This window comes from Carboxylicivirga fragile, assembly GCF_050589805.1.
Lineage (GTDB): Bacteria > Bacteroidota > Bacteroidia > Bacteroidales > Marinilabiliaceae > Carboxylicivirga > Carboxylicivirga fragile.
The window spans coordinates 62,576-89,310 of record NZ_JBNGOY010000019.1; the positions used below are offsets into that span (position 1 = coordinate 62,576).

The following is a 26,735-nucleotide window of genomic DNA, read 5'->3' on the forward strand; positions in this document are numbered from 1 at the left end:
AACACCTTATACATAGGAATGAGCAATATAATAGATACCATTAGAGAAAAAATAGCCAACTTTCAGCTTCAGCGCCAGCTAAAAAAACAACCTCATAAAGCTGAGATATACAACTTGCAAACAGCACAGAATGCAGGAATATTATTCGATGCTGAAAATCCTGACAATCTGAAAATTGTAAAAACCTTGGTTAATGAGCTCAAAGAATTTAACATCAAGAGTAGTGCGCTAGGTTATATACACAAAGCTAAACGCGACGACAATTACATAGGTGATCAGCAATACAGTTACGCTTGTAAAAAGGATTTTAGCTTTTTTTATCAACCAAAAAAGGAAGTGATTAGTGATTTCATTAATGAGCCCTACCATCTATTGATTGTGCTAGTTGACAAGCATTTATTCCCCATTGATTATATCGGAAGTTTATCAAAGGCACGGTTCAAAGCAGGTAAAACCGGTGTTAACAACGAAATGTTCGATTTCATGATTGAGCTGAAAAATGGCGTTGGTCTTGAAGAATTAAAAACACACACCTTACATTATCTGTCCATTATCAACAACAAATAAAACTCAATGATAACTCCCGATCAATTACGTGGTACAGGCGTTGCCTTAATAACTCCCTTTAACTCCCAAAAGGAGATCGATTTTGAGGCGCTGGAAAACATGGTTAATTATGTGATCCGAAACCAAGTCGATTTTTTAGTCGCGCTGGGTACAACCTCCGAGGCCGCCACACTATCCGACAAGGAAAAACAAGAGGTGGTAAAGCACATCATCAAAACCAATGATGGACGTCTACCAATAATTTTAGGAATGGGTGGTAACAATACGACTCAGCTTGTAGATACTATCAACCTTACAAATTTTGAAGGTATTGATGGCATATTATCGGTAGCACCATATTATAATAAACCTACCCAAGAAGGATTATACCAGCATTTTAAAGCAGTGGCCGAAGCTTCGCCGGTGCCTATTATATTATACAACGTGCCAAGCCGCACAGCATCAAATATTGAAGCAAATACAACATTACGCTTAGCAAACGAATTTGATAACATAATTGCGGTAAAAGAAGCATCGGGTAATTTTGAGCAGATTATGGATATCATCAAGAATCGTCCTGATGGATTTATGGTTCTATCAGGCGATGATGCCACCACCCTCCCATTAGTTTCCTTAGGAGCAGATGGCGTAATCTCCGTTATCGCCAATGGATTTCCCTTTGAGTTTAGTCAGATGGTTCGTGAAGCTCACAACAATGCCTATGAGGAAGCCCGCAAACTTCACTATAAGATGACTGATATTATTAAAGATTTATTTGCTGAAGGAAACCCGGCCGGAATTAAAGCAATATTGCATGCTCGTGGTTTGATTCAAAACAATTTACGTTTACCATTAGTTACTGTAAGTGAAGACTTATATAAAAAACTCGGAAAACAATTAAATGATTTTTAAAAAAACTGGTCTGTTTTTTGTTGGATTGAAAACCTAATAAATATTTAAACTATGAAAACGAATTTAATTTTAACACTAGCCTTAGTGCTTTCTTTAGGTCTTTTTAGTGCTTGCTCATCACATAAGGTTGAACGCGTTGATACCAAAGAGGCGATTGACTTAAGCGGACGCTGGAATGATACCGATTCGCGATTGGTTGCCGAAGAAATGGTGAATCAAGTACTTGGTGGAGCTTGGATTGATAATCACAATGCGGAAGCGGATGGTAAAAAGCCTGTCGTAATAGTTGGCTTAGTATATAATAAATCGCACGAACACATTAGTGCCGAAACCTTTATTAAAGATGTGGAACGTGCTTTTATCAATAGCGGTCGTGTACGTTTAGTTCAAGCCGGTGATAAACGTGAAGAATTACGTCGGGAAAGAGCTGCTCAGCAAGAATTCTCAACCATGGAAACCGCTAAGGAATGGGGTAAGGAACTAGGAGCTGACTTTATGATGAACGGCGACATCAATTCAATTGTTGACACTTACAAAAAGGAACGTGTTAACTTCTACAAGGTTAATTTAGAATTAGCCAACCTTGAAACCAACGAAATTGTTTGGATTGGTGATAAAGAAATCAAAAAATACGTAACAAAATAATAGCCTTTTAATGACTTCTGAGCATTACTCAGAAGTCATTCTACTTGTAAGCCCTACCTATGAAATACCGAATACTCCTCTTACTCACCCTTAGCTTTCTTGCTAATTCATGTGCCACCTACTACGAGCAAAGCATTGAATTACAAAGAATGATTGCAGCAGGGCAATTTGAATCAGCCGATAAATTATTAGCTTCAGATAAAAAAGGTGAAGAAGGTAAAAACAGATTGTTGTACTTTCTTAACAGAGGCGTTGTTTCATTTATGAATGGTGAAAATGAGCTCAGTAACAACTATTTCAACAAAGCAGATTACTACATTGAAGATTACACCAAAAACATTGGTAACGAAGCATTAGCTCTCATCACCAACCCCATGATTAAACCCTATAAGCCAGAGGATTTTGAGGCTGTAATGGTACATTATTATAAGGCCATTAATTACATCTACCTCAAAAATTATGAAGGTGCGCTTATTGAATGTAGAAGGGTTAATATTTTGCTTCAAAAATTCAATGAGAAATATAAGAAGAATAAAAATAAATATAATCGCGATGCCTTTGCCCATACGATGATGGGCTTAGTATACGAAGCTTCTGGCAATACAAATGATGCCTTTATTGCCTATCGTAATGCCTTGGAAATATACGAAGAAGATTACACCTCGTTATTTGGAGTGAGTGCTCCTGAACAATTAAAAAAAGATATTTTGCGTACCGCTTATGAGCTTGGGTTTGGTACAGAACTTAAGTTCTACGAAGAAAAGTTCGGTATGCAACACGAAATTACTAATCCCGATGAAGGTTCCTTGGTTTTTTTCTGGCTAAACGGATTTGGCCCTGTAAAAGATGAATGGAGTATTAATTTCATGAATACGGGTTATAACAATGGTTGGATCACATTAGTTAATGAGGAGCATGGCCTTAGTTTTCCAATTTACATAGGAGATTACTCTCGCGACGAACAATCATCTTTTAAAAACCTAAGCTTCCTGCGTGTGGCATTTCCAAAATATGTGGAACGAAAACCTTTTTTTAATTCGGCAAACATTTCGGCCGATGGTGAAAACTATCCATTAGAATTATCTCAAAACATTAATGCTCTTGGATTTCAATGTCTTCAGGACAGAATGTTTCGTGAGATAGCAACGGGCATTGCCAGACTTGCAGCAAAGAAAGCTCTCGAAGCAACTGCTCGAAATGAAAATGAAAACCTTGGAGCTGTACTAAGCATCATCAATGCTGCCACCGAAAAAGCGGATACCCGTAACTGGCAATCGCTTCCATATAGCATCTCGTATTGTAGAGTTCCACTCAGTGAAGGAACGCATCAGGTGCAACTAAACGTTAGTGGCCGTATGCAAAAAACTGAAAATTTCACCTTTAACATTAAAAAGGGTCAAACCTCCTTCTTTGCATTTCACAACCTTGAAAGTGAGCAGATTCGTCAGTAAATTATTTGGAAGATAACTGGAGTAAAAGAATTCATGGACGAGTCATATCCGCGAAAAAGATATTGTTCAGATGGAACGAGTGACCCATCCATGAAATCCGGTAACATTCATTAGGTATTATTAATCAACAAAATAACGAATAGTAATACAAACGCATATGAAGCTAATGTTAATTCAATCTTAATTAAAAGAGCAAAAAAATGTCACAAGCAAATAAATAAATCCATAATCTAATGTTGTGGACACTAACTATCATTGGTATTTAACTGATTCCGCATTCTACGGAATCAGTGCGCTTCACTCACCTTCAATAGCTTAATTCTTTTTGGCTTGATACCCTTTTTTGCCCTTAAAAAGTTCATATTTATGTAGTTTGCAATCCAGTGGTCCGTTAAACAGGCGAATCTTCCTAGACGGGCGTAAACCGATAAATTTCAAGGCCTCAATATTACTGCTGATAATCCATGCTTCACATCCTTCGTAGTGATGTTTTAGCTGAGTGCCTATCTCCTTATAAAATGGAATAATCTCATCTACCTCTTTTAAGCGCTCGCCATATGGTGGGTTCAAAAACACAAAGCCATTGTTAAAATGCAAATCGCTTTTCAGAAAATCCATTTGTTTGAATTCGATCAGATGATCGACCCCGGCGTTAGCAGCATTACTTTTTGAAATTTCAACAGCACGCGTATCTAAATCGCTGCCTAAGAATTTTCCTGTTGGGCTTACCTCCTTTTCCTTGGCTTCTCTTTTTAGCGATGACCATAAATTGGCATCAAAATCTTTCCATCGTTCAAAACCAAAACTACGCGATTGACCGGGAGCAATGTTTGCCGCCATTAATGCTGCCTCTATTGAAAAGGTTCCTGAACCACACATAGGATCATAAAAATCACGTTTCTTGTCCCAACCCGATAAGGCGATGATGCCAGCAGCCAAAACTTCGCTCATTGGTGCCAATGATTGGGCTTGACGATACCCTCTTTTACCTAATGAAGTACTTGAACTATCTAAGGAAAGGGAACAATTTAGATCGGTAATATGAACGTTTAATCGCAAATCAGGGTTATCTAAATCAACTGATGGCCGCTCTTCATACTTATCCCGGAATTTATCAACTATGGCATCCTTGCATCTTAAAGCAACAAATTGAGAGTGCGTAAATTGCTCTCCACTTACCGTGGCCTCAATGGCTAAAGTGCCTGAAACCGAAAGGTGCTGATCCCAATCAATTTTTTTGATCTTCCTATACAAGTCATTATCGGTATGAACCATGAACTTTGCAAAGGGTTTTAATACCTTCAATGCTGTGCGAAGATGCAGGTTACATTTATAAAGCAAGGCTTTATCTCCTTCGAATTTTACTGCTCTATTAAGTAATTCAATATCCGTAGCACCTAAGTCCTTTAATTCACCAGCTAAAATTTCTTCTAGTCCAAAAAGAGTAGTGGCAATTATTTCAAATTTCTCCAAGATATATGGTTTTATTATTTACACAATCAGTCCCACAAATTTGGCCACATTTTATTTAAGAATGATTACGTATTAGAAAAAAGTTACTTGATAGCTTTCACTCCCCCTTTCATGAAACCGTAATCTTACTCAACCATATTTCAGAGTTAATACTGTGATAACTTTTAACAAGTAATATTGACTACATTTATTGTTTAATGAAATACAGAGATATGAGCTTTTCTGCCGAAGGCATGAGCCTTATCTATTAAAACATAATGACATGAATATCTTACACATATCAGATTTACATTTTGGTCCAAGACACTGGGATGGCAACGATCAACTATTGCTTGAAAAAATCAATTCATTTGATGCAGACTTAGTAATTAATACTGGTGACAATACCACAGATGGCTTAGAAAGTGAATTTGCTCAAGCAGGAAATTTTCTAAAGGGGATTACGTGTAAAAACATCGTCTCTATCCCAGGCAATCATGATAAACGGAACATGCGCGCTCATGAATTATTCCAAGAATACATTGATAATTCCGAGATTATTACCATTTCGAAAACAATTAAAACAAGCAAAGAAAATCTATTTCTAAATCTAGAAATAACCAAAGTGAATGATCATTTTACCGATATTAATTTTGTTAAGACCATTGAAATAGAAAATAAAAAAGTATTAGTTATATGCATTGATTCAAATGAACTCTACAGCGATGATGGATATGTTGAGAAAAAAGTACTAAAAGCGGTCTCTAAGGTGATTAAGAAAATGGAATATGACCTACCATTACTACTTACTCATTATTCGGTACTTGGAACTGATGAATGTCCCTTAAAGAATTCTGCAAGATTGATCGACTTTGTTCAAAAACATAAAATCAAACATGTGTTTTGTGGACATACACACGAACTGGAATTAATGCGTACCAACGACCTCTATAATGGCCATAAATTCGATCAGTACATGTGTGGCACCTTATCTTCGCGAAATCATCCCAACGACGATAATATGTTCTTGTATTACGAAAATCTAGGAACCAAAGATATGCACCTTCATGTGATTCGAATATTTCCAGAGGGAGATAAATTGATTTTCAAAGAAGAAAAAGTATTTTAATATAACCAATTTAGCTGCCAGCCCTCCTCTACCTCGTTCCGAACAGAAACAAACTTTTCCAATAAGCATCGTTTATTGGGGTAACTACACAACCTTTCGACGAGGAGACATGAATGAATTCCTTATGATTCACCATTATACCAACATGATTTATCAAACGCGTTCCTTCACCCTTGAAGAATACTAAATCACCTTGTCGAAGCCGACCTTTGGTAGGCACTATCTGACCGTATCGTGCCATTTGCTCTGCATGGTGAGGAAGCTTCAAACCAATCTCGCGAGCCGATAAATACACAAGACCAGAACAATCCAAACCTTGCCCTGATGTTCCTCCTGCTCTATACTTAACTCCTATATATTTTTTAGATGCCTCTATTAACGCATCCTTCTCAAATTCAATTGGCCATTCATTTTCTATTCCTCCTGAGGCAAATTGCTCAATGCGCGCCTTTAGCTTTGAGTCAAATGTTTTTGCCAACAACAAATCATAACCCGAGTTTGAACATCCAACAATAAATAATAGGGATACTACAGAGGCGATTATAAGATGTCGAAATGCATGCATTAACTAATTTGTTTTACGATAACTAAGCACTGCCAATGTTACGGAAATGCATGCATAAATACTAATGGAACGAAATTCACTAGCCAACTCAGCAAAAACAGCTCCCTTTATAAGAATCATACGAATGGCATTCATAAAATAATATACCGGATTAAAAACATTAAGCTTCTGAGCTAGTTCGGGCATATTTTCCACAGCCGTAAAAGCACCACTCAACAAGATGAAAATCAACATAAAAAAGAAACTCACCATCATTACCTGTTGTTGTGTTTGACTTAAGGTTGAAATAAGTAAACCAAGGCCTAAAACTGCAATCAGATAAATACTTGCGAAACTATACAAGACCAATAAGCTACCACTAAAAGGCAAACCATAAATAAGTTTTCCGGCCAATAAACCAAGTGTTAATTCAAATAAACCAATGATTAAAAATGGGATCAACTTTCCTAAAATAAATTGATACTTTTTGATAGGCGTCACATTTATCTGCTCAGCCGTTCCTATTTCCTTTTCGCGCACCAGGTTTAAAGCCGATAAAAATAAACCTATTAAAGTTACCAAGATTACCAATACACCCGGCAACATGTAGTATTTGTAATTCAAATCGGGATTAAACCAAAACGAAGAGTTGGTGGATATTCGTTTTACATTCTGTAATTTTTGCTGCTCAAGCATTACCTGCATATGTGTTTCCTGAATGATGTTTGTCAAATAACCAAAGGCCAATTGGGCTTTACTTGCATCAATGGCATCAGCAATTATCTGTACCTTAACAACACCTTCTTTTGTAAGCGTTTGCTCCATTTCTTGTGGCATATAAAGAAGGATATCTGTTTTATTATCCTGCAGATAATCAATCCCCATTTGTTTATTTATCAGCATATCCCCCACTTCGAAAAATGGAGATGCCTCCAACTTGCTCACCAATAAACGTGAGGTTGACGACAGATTCATATCCACCACAGTTATGCGAATATTTTTCATATCCATGGTTGCTGCATTAACCAGCACAATTAACTGCACCAATGGCAATACAAAGATTAAAGGCAACAATGTTTTATTGCGAAAAATCTGTAAAAACTCTTTTTGAAGTAAACTTATTAATATTCGCATAATAGCTTAATCTTGTAATCGCACATTAAATTTTTTCACACTCAAACCAACAAACACCACAATAAACGCCACTAATATCAAGGTCTCTTTCCATACATGAGCCAGACCTCCGCCTTTAAGCATAATGGTTTTAACAATAATAATGAACCACTTAGGTGGAATAATATTACTCAGCCATTGCAACACAAGCGGCATGTTATCGATGGGAAAAATAAAGCCGGACAATAGAATAACGGGCAGCATTAATGCAAATAAACTCATGAACATGGCCACCATCTGGTTTTTAGCCACTGTTGAAATTAGTATACCAAGAGACAGAGCCAATACAGTAAACAAGATGCATTCAAACAGCAACAGAGCCATACTTCCTTTCACGGGCACATTAAACACCCAATACGACAAGGCAAGTATGGATAATATGTTGACGATGGCCATTAATATATAAGGTGTAACCTTGCCAAATATAATCTGAATTGGTTTCAAAGGTGAAATCAATAATACTTCCATGGATCCCAATTCTTTCTCTCGTGTAATGGAGATACTTGTCATCATTGCAGAGACCAGCATTAATATCATGGCCATTATACCAGGTATCGACATGTAAAAACCATCCAGGTTTTCGTTATAATACATTCGTACTTCTGCTTGAATTCCATTTGATTGCGCCATTTCACCATAAGATGCAAAAATGCCCGTGGCATATTGCGAAAGAATACGTGCAGTATTAGGGTCCGATGCATCGCACAACAATTGCACCTTTGCAACACCATTTTTCTCATAGTTTTGTGCAAACTGAGGTTCGTAAACCACCACCATCTTATTTCGCCCTTTGGTAAAAGAAGACTCAATCTCAGCTTCACTGCTCAAATAATCGCTTACGGTATAATAATCAGACGCTAATAATTTCTGAGTTAATTCGCGCGTCACCTCATCTTTTGATTTATCCAATATGGCTATTGATGCATTTTTAATTTCGGTAGTTATGGCAAAACCAAAAATTAAAATCTGCGCAATGGGCATAATAAAAAGGATCATCATGGTGCGAACATCACGAAATATATGTAGAAACTCTTTTTTTACGAATGCGAGAAAACGATTCATAGTTAATTATTAATTGTTAGTGGTAAATGATTAATTATATGATTGTCCATATTTATGCATAAAAGATAAACACAGAGACACAAAGACTCAGAGTTTTTTTAGAGTCTCACCATAAAGCTCTGTGTATCAGCGCCTCTGTTTTAAGTTTCTATTTTAAAATGTATTATTCTTGGTTTATGCATGATTACGGATGTTCAATATTAATTATTACATTTCCTAATTTCCAAATTGACTCATCGATAAATCATCTGGCTAAAGCCAAAAACACATCGTTCATACTATTAACCTGATACTTTTCCTTTAATTTTGCAGGTGTATCCAAGGCATCAATTCTTCCATCAACCATAATGGTTACCCTATTGCAATATTCAGCTTCATCCATGTAATGGGTTGTTACAAAAACGGTAATTCCATTATCAGCTGCTTCGTATATCATCTCCCAAAATTGTCGCCGTGTAATGGGGTCAACCCCACCCGTTGGCTCATCGAGAAAAACGATGGATGGCTCATGTAATATGGCAACTGTAAAAGCCAATTTCTGTTTCCAACCAAGTGATAATGTTGAAACCAGACGGTTGCGCTTTTCGAATAACTCCAACTTCCGTAACAGCATTTCGCCCCGCTCTTTAAAAGCAGTCTTATTCATACCATATACCGTACTGAAAAATCGCATGTTCTCCCAGATGGTTAAATCCTCAAATAAGGAAAACTTCTGACTCATGTAACCGATGCGTTTCTTTACCTCCTCAGCATGCGTTTTAACATTGTAACCAGCTACCTCAACCAAACCTGAAGTGGGTGACGATAATCCACACAATATGCGCATGGCAGTTGTTTTTCCGGCACCGTTGGCACCTAAAAAACCAAATATCTCACCCTTATCAACATGGAAATTTAGACCTGCATTGGCAGTAAAGTCGCCAAACTTTTTCACCAAATCCCTAACTATTATTACTTGCTCATTTTCCATATTAAACAGATAATTTTCGTGTCAATTCAATGAAGCAATCTTCTATATCGGGCTTAACCGGATTTATCTCAATTTCTTGCAAATCATGTTTCAACAAACAATCATTAATATCCTCAATGGGTTTGCTATCGCGTTTATCGATATAGTGCAAGTACTCACCAAAGGGATAAACATTGTAACAATTTTCATAGTTTCTTAATGTCAATAATGCCTTGTACATATCGTTGCATTTTACCGCTAACAATTCTTTTTGAAAATTATCAACAATGGCTTTAGGTGACTCAACAGCATGGATCTGCCCATTTTGCATAAGGGCAACACTATCACACATACCCGCTTCGTCCATATAAGGAGTAGAAACCACAATGGTAATGCCTTTCGACTTTAGCGATTTCAACATATCCCAAAACTCACGTCGCGAAACAGCATCAACGCCTGTGGTTGGTTCATCGAGCAAAAGCAGCTTTGGCTTATGAATTAAGGCACAGCAAAGCGCCAATTTCTGTTTCATGCCCCCCGATAATTTACCCGCATGTCGCTTCTTAAAAGGCTCAATTTGCTTGTAAATATCTTCAATTAAATGATAATTCTCTTCGATTGTAGTGCCAAATACAGTGGCAAAGAAATTCAAGTTTTCCTCGATGGATAAATCATAATACAAGGAAAACTTACCAGGCATATAACCTATTATTTGTCGTACCTTTTTGTAATCCTTATGCGGATCAAGTCCAAATAACTCAATACTACCTTCATCAGCAATGAGCAAAGAGTTAAGCATTCGGAACAATGTTGTTTTACCCGCTCCATCAGGCCCGATAAAACCAAATAACTGTCCTTCATCAATTGACAAGCTAACATTGCGAACAGCTTTAACCTCATCGAATGACTTTGATATATTTGTGAATTGAATCATGCTTTAAAACTTAATTTCGCCTGGCATTCCAATTTTTATCTGGCCATTGTTCTCAACTAATACCTTTATGGCATATACCAAATCAACACGCTCTTCTTTGGTTTGTATAATCTTAGGCGTAAATTCTGCCGAACTCGAAATCCAAGAGATTTTTCCATTTATACTGCTATTATCCGATTTATTCTTATCGTAACGCACTTCCACCGATTGACCAATTTCAACCTGCGATAATTGGCTCCCGGAAATAAAAGCTCGTAAATACATCTTGCTCAAATCAGCCACTTTCACAACTGGTTTTCCTGCCATCGACATCTCCCCATTTTCAACAAACTTTTGCAAAATGGTCGCCTCCATTGGCATTCGTATCTCACAGCGTTCCAGTTGATCGTTGAGTTCAATCACTTGTGCTTCAATTACAGCAACCTCAGCATGTATACTCTCAATCTGACTATCAAAGCCTAACATCTGTTTTTCCATCACTCGAAGCTGCCCTTGAACATCGTCTAACTGTTTAGAAGTTGCAGCATTGTCCTTATACATATTATAAATGCGTTCAACATCTTTAGCTAATACCGCCCTCTGTGCTTTAAGTACCTCCTTTGAAGCATTGACTTGCGCTATTTTACTATAAGCGGCAGCTTTTGAGGAGAACAACTGCTGTTTTTTTATACTCAGTATAGTGGTATCAATAAGTGTAATTAATTCTCCCCTTGGAACGAGCTCACCTTCATCTACATAAACTTGCAATACCTTACCGCTTACTTCACTACTAATAATCGCATCCGTTGCTTCGAAGTTTCCATAAGCATCCGAAGCATCATCCGAATTTTGACAGCCTACCAGAGCAAGCATTAAAAAATAGCCTGATAGAAATACTTTATTTAGATTATTCATTATAATTGATTTAGGTTTCATTATCTAATTATTGCTTAATTCGAAGGTCGTTCAGTTGTACTTTTGCCTTGCTCAATTCAAGCAAGTGCAGTTCTTTGGCCAAGCGAGCCATACTTTCGGTATTCAGATCTTTTATATAATCGGCAGCAGTAATGGTACCATTATTCAGTTGCGACTGTCGTGCTTCAGTGATTCCTTTTCTTAATCGGATTATTTCATCATCCTTTTCAATCACCTTATCCAACTTACGTATGCTCGCTTCTATTTGCGATTGCGCCATACTTACATTTTTGGTGAAGGTTGCCTGCTGATACTTTACACTCTCTGTTTTTAAACTTAACACAGCTTTTTCGTTAGCCGACGATTTCCAATCCCAGATATTCCATTTCAAGCGAAGGCCAACCATATAAAAAGTAGCAAATTCATCTTTCAGCATATTATATCCGGGGTTACCATAACCCACCTGACCAAAGCCAGCCACAACAGGCATTCGCGATCGTCCCGCCAAGGCTTTATAGGCGCCGAGTTGCTCTTGTTGTGCTGCAAACAAATCATATTCTGGTCGATAAAAGTTTGGCTCCTGAGCTAATAATGGCATTTCCAGAGCTGCCTCCTCAGATATCTCTTTCCCCGTTAATTCGCTTAGAATATCAAGTGCAGATGCTCTTCCTTCCAATAGTGCGAACTTATCCTGATCCAGTTGAACCATCTCTACGTATAGCAAATCAGCTTCACTTTGCAACACCATGCCATTATCAACGGCACTTTTAATTTCGCGAAAGCGCTCCTCGAGCATAAGACGACGATAATCGAGTTGAGCCAGTTGCTCTTTAAACATCAGTACCATAAAATAACTCTGAACTACCTTGTCGCGAACTGCAAACAATTGCACCTCTACCCCATACTTTTCGGCAGCCTTTTGCCTTTGTTCGCTAACTTTGGCAGCCTTGGTAATTCCGCCATCATAAATCACTTGCTGCACATCAACAAAGGCCTTATACTGTTCTTGTGGTGCCTTGGGAATGTCCATCCCCGGCATTGGCGAATCAAAACCCGGCACATCATTTTGCCAGGTGAACTGGCCAGTTAAATCAAGTTTAGGGTAATAATTGGCATTCAAACTTTTCAGCTTTAGTTCCAATTGCTTGTTCAGGTTTTCAAAATCAGCTATCAATGGGTAATTAGCTCTACTTAAGCTCAAACATTCGTCCAAACTCAAAACCTGAGCATTCGTACTCAAAGCAATTAACAACATTAATGTTGATACTATTTGTCTCATAACTATACTTGTTGAATAAAATAGGTTTTTTGTATTAGGTGCATAATCGAATCACGACGTGAACTTAAGAAGGTCTGATAACTATCGGAATCGTTATCCCAAAGCAAACGAGATATCAATGCTTGACCCGCAAAGGGAAATAGACACAAGGAAAGAACATTAACCATGAATTCCCGCGGATCAACCTTAACGAGAAAACCATTTTCGATGAGGCTTTCAATAAAAGCAAGCATCATTTTAGGTTTCAATCCTGTCTCTCTCATTAATTTTTCAAGATGATCGGGATCCCGCTGGATTTCATTTAATATAAAATTAGCCAAATATGGACTCTCCATAAGTACTCGAATATAGGCATCAATGATGGCTTGAAAAACCTCTTCAGGCTTATGAGCACTCAATAATGCCGCCTCAACACTTGGCCAAAATTTCTGAAAAGCATTCTTAAACACCTCATCGAATAGTTTTTCCTTAGAGCGAAAATAATAATGCAACATCGCCTTATTGATATTGGCTCTATCCGCAATCTCTTGCATACGCGCACCTGCCATGCCTTTTTCCATAAACACCTGACTGGCCACCTCCATAATTACTTCTTCACTAACTTTATCCTTTTCCATAAAACACCTTCTAAAAGCATAAAAGCAATTAACCATTTGGTTAACTACGAAACAAACATAAGTTAATCATTTGGATTAACCAAATGGTTAACGACATTTTCATTCAACTCCATTGTCCTATATATTACCAAAAACACTAAACATTTTAATCTGCAATATGAAAAAGCATGAACATTTGCAGGCCTCATAGGTTATAATTCATGACTTAACTAGGGCAAATATGTTTCAACTTATAAGTAATACAACAACAGAAAATATACAGTTCCAAGTCAATAAAAAAATTAATTTGGAACTGCTTGAAACCTACAATGAACGCTTGCAGGAGGTAATGAAGGGCGGTGGCACCAAGGCCATGGAAAAGCACATTAAAAGAGGTAAGCTACCAACACGACAGCGCATTGATTATTTAATTGATAAAGACTCCGCCTTTTTGGAATTATCCACGTTGGCTGCTTTTGGCCAGTATAAGGATGGATTTCCCTCGGCAGGAATTATTACCGGCATAGGCAAGGTAAATAATCGTAATGTGATGATAGTAGCCAATGATGCTACTGTAAAAGGTGGTACCTACATTGCGGAAACCATAAAGAAGCATCTTAGAGCCCAGGAGATTGCCGAAGAAAACCATTTACCATGCATCTACCTGGTTGATAGTGGAGGAATATTCTTACCAGAACAAGCTAAGGTTTTTGCGGATAAGAACGATTTTGGAAGAATCTTCTTCAATCAATCTCGGATGTCGGCCAAAGGCATTCCACAAATTGCTGTAGTAATGGGCTCATGTACGGCTGGTGGCGCCTATGTACCAGCCATGAGCGACGAAACCATCATTGTAAAAAATCAAGGCACCATTTTTTTGGCGGGGCCACCCTTAGTAAAAGCAGCAACAGGCGAAGAAGTTAGTGCTGAGGAATTAGGCGGAGGGCAAGTACACACTCAAATATCAGGTGTAGCTGATCATTTAGCCGATGACGATGTGCACGCCATTCACATATGCCGAAATATAGTGAACACCCTGCCAGAAGCAAAGAGCGAAAACTTTGTTTTTGAGGAGCCCAAATATGATATTAACGAATTATATGGCCTCATCCCCGACAAGGGAAAACCTTTTCCTGATGCACATGAAATAATTGCCCGATTGGTGGATAACAGTCAATTTCATGAGTTTAAGGAAAAATACGGTTCAACCCTAATTACCGGTTTCGCAAAGGTAAAAGGACGAAAAGTTGGCATATTAGCAAACAATGGCATTCTCTTTTCCGAATCTGCCTTAAAAGGCACTCACTTTATACAATTGTGTAATGAGCGAGGTATTCCAATGCTGTTTCTACAAAATATTACCGGATTCATGGTAGGTAAAGAATATGAGCACAAAGGGATTGCTAAGGATGGTGCTAAAATGGTGAATGCTCTAGCCAACTCATCAGTTCCTTACTTCACCATATTAATAGGTGGCTCCTATGGTGCAGGAAACTATGCCATGGCAGGCAGAGCTTACAATCCGCGCTTTTTATTTATGTGGCCCAATGCACGCATATCTGTTATGGGTGCACATCAGGCTTCCGAAGTATTGATCACAATTAAAAAAGAACAGGCCGCCGCAAGCAAAACAAAAATTGACGAAATAGAGTTAGAACAGATTCGTGAACAAATAATGGCGAAATACGAGGCTGAAGGTTCACCTTATTACAGCACCAGTCGCCTATGGGACGATGGCATTATCGACCCTGCCATGTCGCGCGACATAATAAGCCTGGCCCTAGAAATTACCTCTAACACAAACCAGCAAAAAACAAACTATGGTATCTTCCGAATGTAAAACCGAACAATTAATAAAATTAGATAGTAATTACGGCATTACTAATGTTTCCTTAAACAATCCTGCTAAGCGCAATGCACTTTCCAAGGAGATGATTATTGAACTGGTAAAAGCATTAAAAGCTATTTCATCTGATGCTTCACAAAAAGTAGTCGTACTAAAAGGTGAAGGCAATCTATTCTGCTCCGGTGCCGATTTGGACTGGATGCGTTCAGGCACTAATCAGGATGTGAAGGAGAACATTAGTGACGCCAAGCTCTTTTTCGATCTGTATACCTATATGAGTAATTTTCCTAAACCAATTATTATTTGGGTTGAGAAGTTTGCCTTTGGTGGAGCCACCGGCTTGCTGGCCTGTGCCGATTATGTTGTGGCCAATAAAGACGCCGTATTTGGCTACCCCGAAGTTAAGCTGGGATTGGTGCCAGCAACCATTGCGCCTTTCATACTTCGCAAAACTGGCTTATCGCTTACTCAGGCTTATATGATGAGTGGTGAAACCTTTTCGGCCAAAGAAGCAAAAAGAATGGGTCTCATTCATGAATATTGTAAAACCTCTGATTCTGAAGACCGAATAAGCGTACTAAGCCAAACTTTTGCAAAAAATAGTGGCGAAGCTATGATGGCAAGCAAACACTTATTAAATAAAATTGTTGATAGAATGGAAATTGATGGAACAATGGAGCAACTCTGTTGCCAAAGCATTGCTTCAGCAAGAGTTTCCAACGAAGGGCAGGAAGGTGTTAATGCCTTTTTTGAAAAACGTAATCCGAACTGGAATAAACAATAAAAGGGATAAAAAACAATGATTAAAAAAGTACTTATACCAAACCGGGGTGAAATTGCTGTGCGTATTATAAATGCAGCACAAGCGCTGGGCATTAAAACGGTAGTAACACTTAGCAAAGCTGAAGCAGACACTTTACCAGCCAAGATGAGTGACGAAGTACACTATTTTGAACACGATTCCTTTGAAAACAGTTATTTAGATATTCCCCAAATTATTTCCCTATGCCAAACCTATGGCGCTGATAGCGTTCATCCAGGTTATGGTTTCCTCGCCGAAAACCACAACTTTGTGAGAGCCTGTGAAGAAGCCAACATTACATTTATTGGCCCGAGTGCAAATAATCTTGAAACGATGGGTGATAAACAAATGGCACGTCAGATTGCTCGCAAGGCAAAAGTGCCGTTAACACCATCGTGGGAAGGAAGCATACAAGAAATCTTGTCTCAGACGGATCAGATGAGCTTTCCAGTATTGGTTAAAGCCGCCATGGGTGGTGGCGGAAAAGGTATGGTCATCTGCAATAATGAAGATGAACTAATTGATCAATTGCCGATAGTGGCCAGACAGGCATTGCGCTATTTTGGTGACGATCGCATTTATGTTGAACGCTACATCAGTTCACCTCGCCATATCGAAGTGCAGGTTTTGGCTGATGAGTATGGAAACACAATCCACTTATTTGAGCGGGAATGTTCGGTACAACGACGTTTTCAGAAAATAATAGAGGAAGCACCCGCTCCTAATCTATCGCAAGAGAAAAGAGAAGAACTGTGCGCAGATGCCATCAAACTATGTAAGAAAATAGGCTATAAAAATGCCGGTACTCTGGAGTTTTTATTGAATGAAAATGGCGAACATTATTTTCTTGAGATGAATACCCGCATACAAGTAGAGCATTGTGTGAGCGAAGAAATAACGGGCATTGATTTGGTTAAATGGCAATTTAAAATTGCTAATAAAGAGCCCTTAAGCATTCAGCAAAATGATGTTAAGATAAATGGCCATTCGCTTGAAGCTCGCATTTATGCCGAAAATCCCGATGATAATTTTAAACCGTCACCGGGCACAATATCATACCTGAGTCTACCAACACAAGCTGGCTTAAGAAAAGAAATCGCATTTGATGAAGCAGTAGAAATACACCCACAGTTTGATCCTATGATTGCCAAAATTGTGAGTCACAAATCTTCGCGAATTGCAGCTCTAGAGCATCTTCAAAGCGGTGTTGAAAACATGATTATTCATGGCATTAAAACAAATACCAATTACCTAAGAAACATACTAAATCATCCGTTTTTTATTGAGGGTAAGGTCGACACCCATTTCTGCTCAAAGCAACATGAGTACCTTCTTGAAGAAAGCAAGGATTTAAAAGAACAAGCCGTTGTTGCCTATGCGCTGTTTCGCCTCAATCCATTTAATGGAACCAAAACTTTTTGGCGACTAAACAAACAAATACAGTTTAAAGACAAACAGCGCGAATACAATGCAAGTTTCCAACAAATTGATAAGGCTCTTGAATTAAAAATCGATCAGAAGAAATACCAGATTACTAAGCTGCACATTGAGCAACATCAAATCTCTTTTAAACTTGGTAAGATTGCAGTTAATGCCCATTGCTTCAATACAGATAAAAATTTTGAAGTAATAATTAAGAACCAAATGCACCAGTTTATAGCTAAGGATATTCTTCCTGCCTATAATCCGAATAAAACGGATGAGCTTGATATAAAAAGAAAAAGCCTGAATGCTCCCTTACCGGGTCAGGTAATGAAAATATTAATCAATGAAGGACAAGAAGTAAAAAAAGGTGATGTGCTCATTATTTTAGAAGCAATGAAAATGGAAAATCATTTATGTGCCTGGAAAGATGGCACCATCGATAAAATTCACATACAAAATGGCCATAAGGTTAAATCAAATCAACTATTAGTTACAACTAAATAATACCATGTCGATATTAAGCAACGAACAACACGAACTATTCAGACAAGAAGTTAGACAATTTGCCGAAAAAGAAATTAAACCATTAGCCGCTCAATTAGATGAAACAGAAAGCTTTTCAGTTGAACTTTCACGCAAAATGGGACAAGCAGGCTTATATGGAATAGACATTCCCGAACAATATGGTGGCCGAGGCTTAGATACTTTGTCGTACATCATTGCAGTTGAGGAAATTTCACGAGTAGATAGCTCTCAGGGCGCAACCATGGCGGCTCATAATAGTTTGGGCTTAGCTCCTATCTATAATTTCGGAACCGAAGAACAACGCAAAAAATACGTACCACTGCTTACAAGCGGAGAAGGTCTATGGGCCTTTGGCCTAACCGAAACCAATGCCGGATCGGATGCTAAAGGTGTTGAAACTCTTGCCGATGAAAAGGATGATCATTGGTTAATAAACGGTACTAAGCGCTACATTACCAACGGAAGCAATGAGCTGATGAAAGGTATTACCGTATTAGCTTTAAGTGCTGATGCTTACGGCAAAAAACGCTTCTCAACAATTTTGGTTGATCGCGATTCTGAAGGTTTCAGCACCAAACGCATGTTGGGTAAAATGATGTGGCGTGCTTCTGACACCGCCGAAATTAAATTTGATAACATCAAGGCTCCCAAAGAAAATTTACTTGGAGAAAAAAACAAAGGTTTAGGTCAAATGCTTAAAACGTTGGATTCTGGTCGTTTGTCAATTGCTGCAATGGGTTTGGGCTTGGCTCAAGGTGCCTTCGAAATGGCCTTGGAATATTCTCAAAAACGTGAGCAGTTTGGCGAAAAAATCTCAAATTTTCAAAGCATCTCATTTAAATTAGCAGATATGGCGATGAAGATAGAATTGGCTCGAAATACCCTATACAATGCGTGTGCATTAAAAGATAAGGGTTTGCCATTTGGTCAAGAAGCTGCTATGTCAAAGCTTTATTGCAGCGAAATAGCCAAAGAGATTTCTGACGAGGCGGTACAAATATTTTCAGGTCAAGGCCTATTTAAATCATCGGCTATCGAGCGTTTCTATCGCGATCAACGCATCTTACAGATTGGCGAAGGTACCTCTGAAATATTACGCATGGTTATCAGCAAGCATTTGGGATTAGAATAAGTTCGTGTTATTTTTGGCAATTACCTTATCCAACAAGTAATGGAAGACCGCAAAAAAGATCATATAGATTTAGCCTTTAGCTCACGTACCGACCAAAGTATGGTTGATAATCGTTTTGAGTACGAACCCCTTCTGGGAACACATCAAAACAAGGACATTTCCTTTTCATTAGCTGGAAAGAAGATGACTCTGCCTATTTGGGTTTCGAGCATGACAGGCGGAACCCAGCGAGCGGGCTTAATCAATCGTAACCTGGCACAGGCTTGTGCCGAATTTGGTATGGGCATGGGACTTGGATCGTGTCGTATTTTATTAGATTCGCCAGAGTATTTCGACGATTTTAATGTACGCCCTATTATGGGTAATGATGTTCCATTGTTTGCCAACATTGGTATTTGTCAACTCGAACAAATGCTGGATGATAAAAGCACTGATAAACTGGATGAGTTGGTGCACAAACTGCAAGCGGACGGTATGGTTGTTCATATCAACCCCATGCAGGAAGCATTTCAGCCCGAAGGTGATTTATTAAAAACACCGGCCATTGAGCTCTTACAGCAATTTATTGAAACAACAGAACTAAAACTAATTGTGAAAGAAGTTGGTCAGGGCTTTGGTAAAGAAAGCCTTCGCCAATTATTACAAATGCCTTTTGAAAGTATTGAATTCGGAGCATTGGGTGGAACCAACTTTTCATTGGTTGAATTGAACCGCTCCAAACCATTGGCTGCCGAAGTCTATAATCCATTTATACACATTGGACACACAGCCGATAACATGACACTTACCATCAATGCTTTGCTTAAGGACTTAAATGCAAGAGATGTAAACGTAAAGAGTTTAATTATATCAGGTGGCATAAGCTCATTACTCGACGGTTATTATCTGACACAGGTTTCTGAATTACCAGCATTATTTGGTATGGGATCTGCCTTTCTTCGTCACTCAATGGGAAAATACGACAAGCTTCAGGAATATGTTCAGAACCTATCAAATGGCCTACAACTGGCGAATAATTTTCTAAGAATCAAGGCAGACTAATGGATAAAAAAGAAACTATCAGAGGGTTCTCAAGGATGAGTCGTGAAGAGAAAATCCAACATGTAATTGAGCATGTTGGGCTATCAGAAGACCTAAAGCAAGATCTGGATCGCTATTTACATCCGAGTGAACAAACTTTATTTAATAATATTTCAGAGAATACGGTCTCAAATTATTATTTACCATACAGCCTGGCTCCCAACTTTCTTATTAACGATACGATGTATATCATCCCAATGGTTATTGAAGAGAGTTCTGTGGTAGCAGCCGCTTCAAAGGCTGCCAGCTTCTGGGCAAAAAATGGCGGTTTCAAAACACGCATCATCAATGTTGAAAAAAACGGACAAATTTTCTTTTCGTGGGCTGGCACAGTCGATGACTTAAAACCATACAGTAAAGAGCTGGAAATTTTAATTAATAAAGTTACCGAAAGTGCTACCGCCAATATGCGGTCGCGTGGCGGCGGCATTACTAGTTTTGAAATAAAAAGCATTGACAACATGCCCAATACCCATCAATTATTGGTGAAGTTCAAAACCGGTGATTCCATGGGTGCTAATTTTATTAATACTTGCCTGGAAATCATTAGTCCCGAATTAATCCATTTTATTAACTCAAAGGATGAACTTAAACGACATGGCAATGCTAAGTCCATCATGTCGATACTTAGTAATTACACACCCAACTGCCTGGTTGAATGCCAAGTATCGTGCCCAATTGAGCAACTTAAACCATACGCTGGAGAATTCTCGACTCAGGAATTTGCACAACGCTTTAAGCAAGCGGTTGACATAGCCATTAACGACCCTTATCGTGCCACTACTCACAACAAAGGTATATTTAATGGAATTGATGCGGTAGTATTAGCAACTGGTAACGACTTCAGAGCCATTGAAGCCGGGGCGCAAGCCTATGCTTCCCACAATGGGCAATACAGCTCATTAACAAAATTAGAACTTTCGGCAACCGAATTCACCTATACTTTAGAAGTTCCTCTTGCGCTGGGTACGGTTGGTGGTTTAACAAACGTTCATCCCATGGTGAAAGCGTCACTTGAGATATTAAATCAACCAAGTGCCGAGCAATTAATGCAAATTACGGCTGCAGCAGGATTAGCGAATAACTTTGGAGCTGTCGCGGCACTTGTCACCACAGGCATCCAAAAAGGACATATGAAATTACATCTAAGCAATATCCTTACTTCGATGAATACTACTGATGAGGAAAGAGAAAAAGCTAATGAGTATTTTAAAAATGAAACTGTAAGTTATTCGGGTGTGGAAAATTTCTTAAAATCATTGCGTAACTAATATGAATCAACAAAACACCCCCTATTTCCATGCCAATGGCAAACTTTTACTATCAGGCGAATACCTGGTACTCATAGGTGCTAAGGCATTGGCTATTCCGCTTAACAAGGGCCAGTCGCTGAGTGTCCATCCCAGCACTAATGGTTTCTTATCATGGGAAGCAATGGATCCCAATGGACTGTGGTTTAGAGTTATTTTTGATGATCAATTTAATGTTATCAAGAGCACAGATCCTGAAAAGGCTTCGGGCCTACAAAACATATTAAAAGTAGCAAACGAATTAAATAGCAATACGTCAAGAAGGCTTTCTGGCAAATTGGTAAAAACATTACTCGAATTTGATCCTAATTGGGGTTGGGGAAGCAGCTCAACGCTAATTGCCAATCTTGCCCAGTGGCTAGAAGTTGATCCTTATATTCTTTTGGAACTTACCTTTGGTGGATCGGGTTATGATATTGCGTGTGCCACCAGCTCACGCCCTTTATTTTATCAACGAGATAAAAACCAAGTTAAGGTATCTACTTGTGACTTTAATCCTCAATTTAAAGATCAGTTATACTTTATTTATAGTGGTAAAAAACAAAGTAGCCGCAATGAAATAGCCCGTTTTGATAAATCAAAAAATTATACCCATGAAATCAAATTAATAACAGAAATTGGTGAATTAATGGCATTCGCTCAAAATATAAATGATTTTGGAAGGCTTATGAACGAGCATGAAAAAATCATAAGCAGTATTGTTCATCATATTCCAATAAAAAATGAACATTTTTCAGATTTCAGGGGTTACACTAAAACACTGGGAGCATGGGGTGGTGATTTTTTCATGGCACTATCTGATGAAGGCAGCTCATATATTAAAGAATACTTTGCCATAAAGGGCTTAAATACATGTTTCTCGTTTGATGAAATTGCATTAATGAATAACGACACATTGAATTAATCATGAACAAAGTATATCAGGAAGCACCATCGAACATTGCAATAGTTAAATACTGGGGCAAAAAAGGTATTCAGGAACCGATGAACGCCAGCCTTAGTTTTACCATGTCAAAATCCATTTCCAAGATAGAAATCCAACACGCGCATTCAGAGGAAGAGCTAAAAATTGATTTTCTATTTGATGGACAAAAAAAAGACAGCTTTCTTCCTAAAATACAAGACTTCATTAAACGAAACGAAAAGCATCTTTCAAACATAACAAGCGGAATCCTTAAAATTAACAGTTCAAATACCTTTCCGCATTCAAGTGGTATAGCCTCGTCGGCCAGTTCAATGGCAGCCTTGGCAAAGGGCTTGTACAGCATTAACCAATCCATTGGAAATGAACAAGAATATAATCCTCAGGTAGTTTCAGAAATGGCTCGACTTGGCTCGGGAAGTGCCAGTAGATCAACACAAACAGGATGGGTATTGTGGGGAAAAACAGATGAATTACAAGGTAGTTCTGATCACTACGGCATAGAGATTAATAATCAGATTCACGAAAATTTTCACTCGCTACAGGATAGTATTTTGGTTATTCGTAAGGGTGCAAAATCCGTTAGCAGTACGGTGGGGCATCAACTCATGGATAATCATCCTTTTAAAGAAGGTCGATTAAAACAAGCTAATAAAAATATTAAAAAACTTATTAGCGCATTAAAGCAAGGTGATTTTAAGATTTTTACAGAAGTATGTGAAGAAGAAGCCATGAGTCTTCACGCTTTAATGATGAGCTCATCACCAGGTTATACATTAATGGCTCCGGAAACGCTTCGTGCCATAAAACGCATTAATAAATTCAGAGATAGCAACCATGTACCACTGACATACACTTTGGATGCCGGACCAAACATTCACCTTATTTATCCCAAGGAACAATCAAAAATAGTTCACCCTTTCATTAAAGAACATTTAGCTCCGCTCTGTGAAGATGAAAGTGTTATTTACGATGAAATTTCAATGCCCTTACAACAATAGCAATGAGTCATAAAAACAAAAAAGAAGTTTACTATTCAAAGGTCATGTTGTTTGGAGAATACAGCATTATATTGGGCTCAATGGGACTAACCATACCTTATGCACATTTTAATGGCGAGCTGCGCTTCATCAACAAAAACAGTTATACTGACCTGGATTTTGCTAAAAATTCAAATGAACAGATCAGACTGTTAAATGATTACATCATTGACCTTAAGTCAAACGGTGAATTATTAATAAAATTCAATACCGAAAAACTAAGCAAGGACCTAAGTAGAGGTTTGTACTTTGAATCGAGCATACCAGAGGGTTATGGACTAGGAAGCAGCGGTGCATTAGTTGCTTCACTTTATGCGGAGTACGCAGAAAAGAAGATTATAGCACGAGCAGGCATGCCCGTGGATGAAATGCTAACATTAAAGCAAAATTTTGCCCAAATCGAATCGTTCTACCACGGAACCAGTTCGGGTATCGATCCTTTAATTTGCTACTTAAAACATCCCATTGTGCTTGAAAATGCGCAACAAATTTCCTCAATTGGTATTCCCCGAAATGAGATTATGGAAAATGATGCCATATTTCTGATTAACAGTGGTAAACCCGGAAAAACTGAGCCCTTGGTTAAATTATTCATGAATAAAATTAATGAAGCTGACTATTTAAACAGCATTAAAAACACTATGATTCCACTTACAAATACCTGTATAACAAGTATGTTAGAGGGTAAGCTAAATCATATGTTTGATAAGCTAAAGCAACTTTCAAAATTTCAGCTCGAACATTTCGATGAAATGATACCTCAATCAATAAAAGGTATTTGGGAAAGTGGATTGGATAGTGATAACTTCACCCTAAAACTATGCGGATCAGGTGGTGGAGGATTTGTACTTGGTTTTACCCGCCAATATGATAAAACCAAAGCGTATTTTAAAAATTTAGGCATTGAAATGATTCCGGTGTACCGTGAAGTTATTAGCTAAGTAAAAAGAAAATCCCCTGTCAAAATAAATCGACAAGGGACATTTCATAGATTTGGAGTATAATATTTTTAAATCACATTACTTTTAATAAACTAGATAGCACTTCCTCCACGTTCGCCTGTACGTATGCGAATACATTCTTCCAAAGGCGTGATAAAAATCTTTCCATCGCCTATTTCACCTTCCACATCGCTTACCGATTTGGCGCCCTCTACAATGGCATCAATGGTTGTATCAACAAACTCTTCATTAACGGCAATTTCAATGCGCATTTTAGGAATTAAGTTAGGAACCACTTTTTTACCACGATAAACTTCTTCGCGACGCTGTGCTCCATGTCCCGAAACACGGCTTACAGTAATACGACTAATTCCGGCGGCAATCAGGCATTCACGAACCTGATCCATTTGATATGATCTTATTATAGCTGTTATTAGTTTCATTTCATTAGTATAAAGTATCAAGATAAAAGAATCAAGACCTTAGATTAAGCCAATCATTTGTACATTTAAACAAATCAGTCAAACTCCATCTTGATATTAGTTTAGTAATAGTTTAATTTGGATTCAACATACCATATCCTCTTTCTCCATGGTAGGTATGATCAAGTCCTTGCATTTCTTCTTCAGCAGTTGATTTTAGGCCAAATAACTTTTCAACCACAACCAGTAATATGAGTGTAAGAACTACAGCATAAACAATGGCAATACCCACTGCAGTAACTTGCACGCCAAACTGTTGCCATATCGTCCAAACACCACCTGCCTTCTCAGCAGCTGAAGCCATCCAACTATCGCGGATAAAAAAGGTTAAGGCTATTGCTCCAACAATACCTCCCACTCCATGAATTCCAAAAGCATCCAATGAATCATCATATCCCAGTTTATCTTTTACAATTAACATGTAATAACAAATAATGGTGGCAATTGCCCCCAAGGCCATTGCACCAGCTGGTTGTACCACTCCGGCCGCTGGCGTTACCGCAACCAAGCCTGATAATATTCCCGAGGCAAAACCAAGAGCTGTCATTTTACCTTGGTGAAAATTTTCAATGATAATCCAGGTCATAGCGCCAGCTGCTGCTGCCACTTGTGTGGCTGTTAAAGCTTGTGCTGTACTTAATCCGCTTGACACACTACTCCCGGCATTAAAACCAAACCAGCCAACCCAAAGCAAGCCAGCTCCCATCATTGTCATAACCAAATTATTTGGTTTCATTTGACGATGTGGATAACCACGACGCGCTCCAAAATAAATAGCCGCAACCAATCCACTAACACCAGCTGAAATATGTACTACCGTACCACCAGCAAAATCAATGGCGCCATCGGCTCCCATATTAAACAAGAAGCCATCTTCGGCCCATACCCAGTGACACAATGGATTATATACCAACAATCCCCATGCTGTTATAAATATCAGGTAACCTTTAAACTTTACGCGCTCGGCAAAAGCTCCTGCGATTAAAGCAGGTGTTATAATAGCAAACTTGCCCTGGAACATTGAAAACACATATTCAGGTACGCCACCTTCCATAATGGTCTCGTCAATGCCTCTTAAGAAAACATAGTCCGGATTCCATCCAAACCAACCACCTAAAACACTCTCTCCAAAACACATGCTGTAACTAACAGCTACCCACAATACACTCATCACACCCATTGCGGCAAAGCTATGCATCATTGTACCTAGCACATTTTTCGAACGCACCAATCCTCCATAGAACATGGCCAAACCAGGAACCATTAACAACACCAAAGCCGTGGACGTTATCATCCATGCCGTTGCCCCTGAATCAACTCCAGGGTGTGCACTCGCACTCATTAGTCCACCTATTCCCATCAATAGACTAAATGTTAGTAGAATTTTTCTTCCAATTTTCATTTTTATGACATTTATCAGTTTTCTCAAGTGCAAATATAAAAACAAAGGGGCTACTTGCAAATTTTTACTTTAATTTAAAAACACACCTTATAATATTAAGGGTTGCATTTATATTTTTATATTAAAAAACCAGACAACACCCCACATAAACGCATACCTCCATTATATTTTAGACATATACAGAAACACAGACTACTTTGGTCCTTTCGTGCTTTTGAAAAAATATTCAATATTTACTGTATTTTTAAAGCCTTATAAATCA

Annotated in this window: 25 protein-coding genes; 14 read left to right on the plus strand and 11 right to left on the minus strand. The window is 38.3% G+C overall.

Going from position 1 to position 26,735, the window contains the following annotated elements:
• Positions 1-18: 18 nt before the first annotated feature.
• From ACRD7B_RS10255 to ACRD7B_RS10270, 4 genes are read left to right on the plus strand one after another with little or no spacing between them, the layout of a single operon-like run.
• Positions 19-567 (plus strand): DUF6913 domain-containing protein, encoded by a 549-nt coding sequence (locus tag ACRD7B_RS10255; RefSeq protein WP_430824453.1) that lies wholly within the window; start codon positions 19-21, stop codon positions 565-567.
• Between the two features lie 6 nt (positions 568-573).
• A complete protein-coding gene (gene dapA / locus ACRD7B_RS10260; RefSeq protein ID WP_430824454.1) occupies positions 574-1,458 on the plus strand; it encodes a 4-hydroxy-tetrahydrodipicolinate synthase in 885 nt (294 codons plus the stop codon).
• A gap of 51 nt (positions 1,459-1,509) precedes the next feature.
• Complete coding sequence (locus ACRD7B_RS10265) at positions 1,510-2,103, plus strand: penicillin-binding protein activator LpoB (RefSeq protein ID WP_430824455.1); 594 nt, start codon at positions 1,510-1,512, stop codon at positions 2,101-2,103.
• Between the two features lie 59 nt (positions 2,104-2,162).
• A complete protein-coding gene (locus ACRD7B_RS10270; protein ID WP_430824456.1) occupies positions 2,163-3,554 on the plus strand; it encodes a COG3014 family protein in 1,392 nt (463 codons plus the stop codon).
• 315 nt (positions 3,555-3,869) lie between these two features.
• On the opposite strand, the gene ACRD7B_RS10275 is transcribed toward ACRD7B_RS10270, so the two are convergent.
• Positions 3,870-5,027 (minus strand): THUMP domain-containing class I SAM-dependent RNA methyltransferase, encoded by a 1,158-nt coding sequence (locus ACRD7B_RS10275; protein ID WP_430824458.1) that lies wholly within the window; start codon positions 5,025-5,027, stop codon positions 3,870-3,872.
• A gap of 262 nt (positions 5,028-5,289) precedes the next feature.
• Here ACRD7B_RS10275 and ACRD7B_RS10280 point away from each other — a divergent pair, with 262 nt between their 5' ends.
• Positions 5,290-6,135: a metallophosphoesterase family protein gene (locus tag ACRD7B_RS10280; RefSeq protein ID WP_430824459.1), complete on the plus strand. Its 846-nt coding sequence runs from the start codon at positions 5,290-5,292 to the stop codon at positions 6,133-6,135.
• Positions 6,136-6,163: 28 nt separating this feature from the next.
• Here ACRD7B_RS10280 and ACRD7B_RS10285 read toward each other — a convergent pair whose 3' ends face one another.
• The 8 genes from ACRD7B_RS10285 to ACRD7B_RS10320 all read right to left on the minus strand — a co-directional run bounded on the left by ACRD7B_RS10285 (position 6,164) and on the right by ACRD7B_RS10320 (position 13,587).
• Positions 6,164-6,700, minus strand: coding sequence for a C40 family peptidase (locus ACRD7B_RS10285; RefSeq protein ID WP_430824460.1), 537 nt, complete (start codon positions 6,698-6,700; stop codon positions 6,164-6,166).
• A 3-nt stretch (positions 6,701-6,703) separates the two neighbouring features.
• Positions 6,704-7,813: an ABC transporter permease gene (locus ACRD7B_RS10290; RefSeq protein WP_430824461.1), complete on the minus strand. Its 1,110-nt coding sequence runs from the start codon at positions 7,811-7,813 to the stop codon at positions 6,704-6,706.
• 6 nt (positions 7,814-7,819) lie between these two features.
• Positions 7,820-8,914 carry an ABC transporter permease gene (locus ACRD7B_RS10295; RefSeq protein WP_430824463.1) on the minus strand — a complete coding sequence of 365 codons (1,095 nt, stop codon included), beginning with the start codon at positions 8,912-8,914 and terminating at the stop codon, positions 7,820-7,822.
• Between the two features lie 244 nt (positions 8,915-9,158).
• Entirely contained in the window at positions 9,159-9,884 is a 726-nt protein-coding gene (locus ACRD7B_RS10300) for an ABC transporter ATP-binding protein (RefSeq protein ID WP_430824464.1), read from the minus strand.
• Between the two features lies 1 nt (position 9,885).
• A complete protein-coding gene (locus ACRD7B_RS10305; RefSeq protein WP_430824465.1) occupies positions 9,886-10,797 on the minus strand; it encodes an ABC transporter ATP-binding protein in 912 nt (303 codons plus the stop codon).
• Positions 10,798-10,800: 3 nt separating this feature from the next.
• On the minus strand, positions 10,801-11,691 hold the full coding sequence (locus ACRD7B_RS10310) for an HlyD family secretion protein (RefSeq protein WP_430824466.1): 891 nt from the start codon (positions 11,689-11,691) through the stop codon (positions 10,801-10,803).
• A 28-nt stretch (positions 11,692-11,719) separates the two neighbouring features.
• The gene (locus tag ACRD7B_RS10315; RefSeq protein ID WP_430824467.1) at positions 11,720-12,970 is read right to left on the minus strand and encodes a TolC family protein; all 1,251 of its coding nucleotides are present in this window, start codon (positions 12,968-12,970) and stop codon (positions 11,720-11,722) included.
• Positions 12,971-12,972: 2 nt separating this feature from the next.
• The gene (locus tag ACRD7B_RS10320; protein WP_430824468.1) at positions 12,973-13,587 is read right to left on the minus strand and encodes a TetR/AcrR family transcriptional regulator; all 615 of its coding nucleotides are present in this window, start codon (positions 13,585-13,587) and stop codon (positions 12,973-12,975) included.
• Between the two features lie 220 nt (positions 13,588-13,807).
• Between ACRD7B_RS10320 and ACRD7B_RS10325 the strand changes: the two genes are divergently transcribed.
• Genes ACRD7B_RS10325 through ACRD7B_RS10365 form a run of 9 tightly spaced genes read left to right on the plus strand, consistent with a single transcriptional unit; the run spans position 13,808 to position 24,589 of the window.
• The gene (locus ACRD7B_RS10325; RefSeq protein WP_430824469.1) at positions 13,808-15,406 is read left to right on the plus strand and encodes a carboxyl transferase domain-containing protein; all 1,599 of its coding nucleotides are present in this window, start codon (positions 13,808-13,810) and stop codon (positions 15,404-15,406) included.
• Complete coding sequence (locus ACRD7B_RS10330) at positions 15,387-16,196, plus strand: enoyl-CoA hydratase-related protein (protein WP_430824470.1); 810 nt, start codon at positions 15,387-15,389, stop codon at positions 16,194-16,196. The genes ACRD7B_RS10325 and ACRD7B_RS10330 overlap by 20 nt, the downstream gene beginning before the upstream one ends.
• Before the next feature lie 15 nt (positions 16,197-16,211).
• Positions 16,212-18,143, plus strand: a complete 1,932-nt coding sequence (locus ACRD7B_RS10335; RefSeq protein WP_430824471.1) for an acetyl/propionyl/methylcrotonyl-CoA carboxylase subunit alpha — start codon at positions 16,212-16,214, stop codon at positions 18,141-18,143.
• A 4-nt stretch (positions 18,144-18,147) separates the two neighbouring features.
• Entirely contained in the window at positions 18,148-19,296 is a 1,149-nt protein-coding gene (locus ACRD7B_RS10340; protein ID WP_430824472.1) for an acyl-CoA dehydrogenase family protein, read from the plus strand.
• 39 nt (positions 19,297-19,335) lie between these two features.
• Complete coding sequence (locus tag ACRD7B_RS10345; protein WP_430824473.1) at positions 19,336-20,337, plus strand: beta/alpha barrel domain-containing protein; 1,002 nt, start codon at positions 19,336-19,338, stop codon at positions 20,335-20,337.
• Positions 20,337-21,647 (plus strand): hydroxymethylglutaryl-CoA reductase, encoded by a 1,311-nt coding sequence (locus tag ACRD7B_RS10350; protein WP_430824474.1) that lies wholly within the window; start codon positions 20,337-20,339, stop codon positions 21,645-21,647. Before ACRD7B_RS10345 ends, ACRD7B_RS10350 begins: the two co-directional genes overlap by 1 nt.
• A gap of 1 nt (position 21,648) precedes the next feature.
• Positions 21,649-22,590: a GYDIA family GHMP kinase gene (locus ACRD7B_RS10355; protein ID WP_430824475.1), complete on the plus strand. Its 942-nt coding sequence runs from the start codon at positions 21,649-21,651 to the stop codon at positions 22,588-22,590.
• Between the two features lie 2 nt (positions 22,591-22,592).
• Positions 22,593-23,609, plus strand: coding sequence for a diphosphomevalonate decarboxylase (locus ACRD7B_RS10360; protein ID WP_430824476.1), 1,017 nt, complete (start codon positions 22,593-22,595; stop codon positions 23,607-23,609).
• A 2-nt stretch (positions 23,610-23,611) separates the two neighbouring features.
• On the plus strand, positions 23,612-24,589 hold the full coding sequence (locus ACRD7B_RS10365) for a mevalonate kinase family protein (RefSeq protein WP_430824477.1): 978 nt from the start codon (positions 23,612-23,614) through the stop codon (positions 24,587-24,589).
• Positions 24,590-24,681: 92 nt separating this feature from the next.
• Here the strand turns inward: ACRD7B_RS10365 and ACRD7B_RS10370 are convergent, their stop codons facing one another.
• Together ACRD7B_RS10370 and ACRD7B_RS10375 are read right to left on the minus strand one after the other, a co-directional pair.
• Complete coding sequence (locus ACRD7B_RS10370) at positions 24,682-25,032, minus strand: P-II family nitrogen regulator (protein WP_430824478.1); 351 nt, start codon at positions 25,030-25,032, stop codon at positions 24,682-24,684.
• 112 nt (positions 25,033-25,144) lie between these two features.
• Entirely contained in the window at positions 25,145-26,473 is a 1,329-nt protein-coding gene (locus ACRD7B_RS10375) for an ammonium transporter (protein WP_430824479.1), read from the minus strand.
• Between the last annotated feature and the right edge of the window lie 262 nt (positions 26,474-26,735).

Bases quoted from the DNA above. Each gene is read 5' to 3' on its own strand.
- ACRD7B_RS10255 (WP_430824453.1), top strand. From the start codon at position 19: ATGAGCAATATAATAGATACCATTAGAGAAAAAATAGCCAACTTTCAG.
- dapA (WP_430824454.1), top strand. From the start codon at position 574: ATGATAACTCCCGATCAATTACGTGGTACAGGCGTTGCCTTAATAACT.
- ACRD7B_RS10265 (WP_430824455.1), top strand. From the start codon at position 1,510: ATGAAAACGAATTTAATTTTAACACTAGCCTTAGTGCTTTCTTTAGGT.
- ACRD7B_RS10270 (WP_430824456.1), top strand. From the start codon at position 2,163: ATGAAATACCGAATACTCCTCTTACTCACCCTTAGCTTTCTTGCTAAT.
- ACRD7B_RS10280 (WP_430824459.1), top strand. From the start codon at position 5,290: ATGAATATCTTACACATATCAGATTTACATTTTGGTCCAAGACACTGG.
- ACRD7B_RS10285 (WP_430824460.1), bottom strand. From the start codon at position 6,700: ATGCATGCATTTCGACATCTTATAATCGCCTCTGTAGTATCCCTATTA.
- ACRD7B_RS10290 (WP_430824461.1), bottom strand. From the start codon at position 7,813: ATGCGAATATTAATAAGTTTACTTCAAAAAGAGTTTTTACAGATTTTT.
- ACRD7B_RS10295 (WP_430824463.1), bottom strand. From the start codon at position 8,914: ATGAATCGTTTTCTCGCATTCGTAAAAAAAGAGTTTCTACATATATTT.
- ACRD7B_RS10300 (WP_430824464.1), bottom strand. From the start codon at position 9,884: ATGGAAAATGAGCAAGTAATAATAGTTAGGGATTTGGTGAAAAAGTTT.
- ACRD7B_RS10305 (WP_430824465.1), bottom strand. From the start codon at position 10,797: ATGATTCAATTCACAAATATATCAAAGTCATTCGATGAGGTTAAAGCT.
- ACRD7B_RS10310 (WP_430824466.1), bottom strand. From the start codon at position 11,691: ATGAATAATCTAAATAAAGTATTTCTATCAGGCTATTTTTTAATGCTT.
- ACRD7B_RS10315 (WP_430824467.1), bottom strand. From the start codon at position 12,970: ATGAGACAAATAGTATCAACATTAATGTTGTTAATTGCTTTGAGTACG.
- ACRD7B_RS10320 (WP_430824468.1), bottom strand. From the start codon at position 13,587: ATGGAAAAGGATAAAGTTAGTGAAGAAGTAATTATGGAGGTGGCCAGT.
- ACRD7B_RS10325 (WP_430824469.1), top strand. From the start codon at position 13,808: ATGTTTCAACTTATAAGTAATACAACAACAGAAAATATACAGTTCCAA.
- ACRD7B_RS10330 (WP_430824470.1), top strand. From the start codon at position 15,387: ATGGTATCTTCCGAATGTAAAACCGAACAATTAATAAAATTAGATAGT.
- ACRD7B_RS10335 (WP_430824471.1), top strand. From the start codon at position 16,212: ATGATTAAAAAAGTACTTATACCAAACCGGGGTGAAATTGCTGTGCGT.
- ACRD7B_RS10340 (WP_430824472.1), top strand. From the start codon at position 18,148: ATGTCGATATTAAGCAACGAACAACACGAACTATTCAGACAAGAAGTT.
- ACRD7B_RS10345 (WP_430824473.1), top strand. From the start codon at position 19,336: ATGGAAGACCGCAAAAAAGATCATATAGATTTAGCCTTTAGCTCACGT.
- ACRD7B_RS10350 (WP_430824474.1), top strand. From the start codon at position 20,337: ATGGATAAAAAAGAAACTATCAGAGGGTTCTCAAGGATGAGTCGTGAA.
- ACRD7B_RS10355 (WP_430824475.1), top strand. From the start codon at position 21,649: ATGAATCAACAAAACACCCCCTATTTCCATGCCAATGGCAAACTTTTA.
- ACRD7B_RS10360 (WP_430824476.1), top strand. From the start codon at position 22,593: ATGAACAAAGTATATCAGGAAGCACCATCGAACATTGCAATAGTTAAA.
- ACRD7B_RS10365 (WP_430824477.1), top strand. From the start codon at position 23,612: ATGAGTCATAAAAACAAAAAAGAAGTTTACTATTCAAAGGTCATGTTG.
- ACRD7B_RS10370 (WP_430824478.1), bottom strand. From the start codon at position 25,032: ATGAAACTAATAACAGCTATAATAAGATCATATCAAATGGATCAGGTT.
- ACRD7B_RS10375 (WP_430824479.1), bottom strand. From the start codon at position 26,473: ATGAAAATTGGAAGAAAAATTCTACTAACATTTAGTCTATTGATGGGA.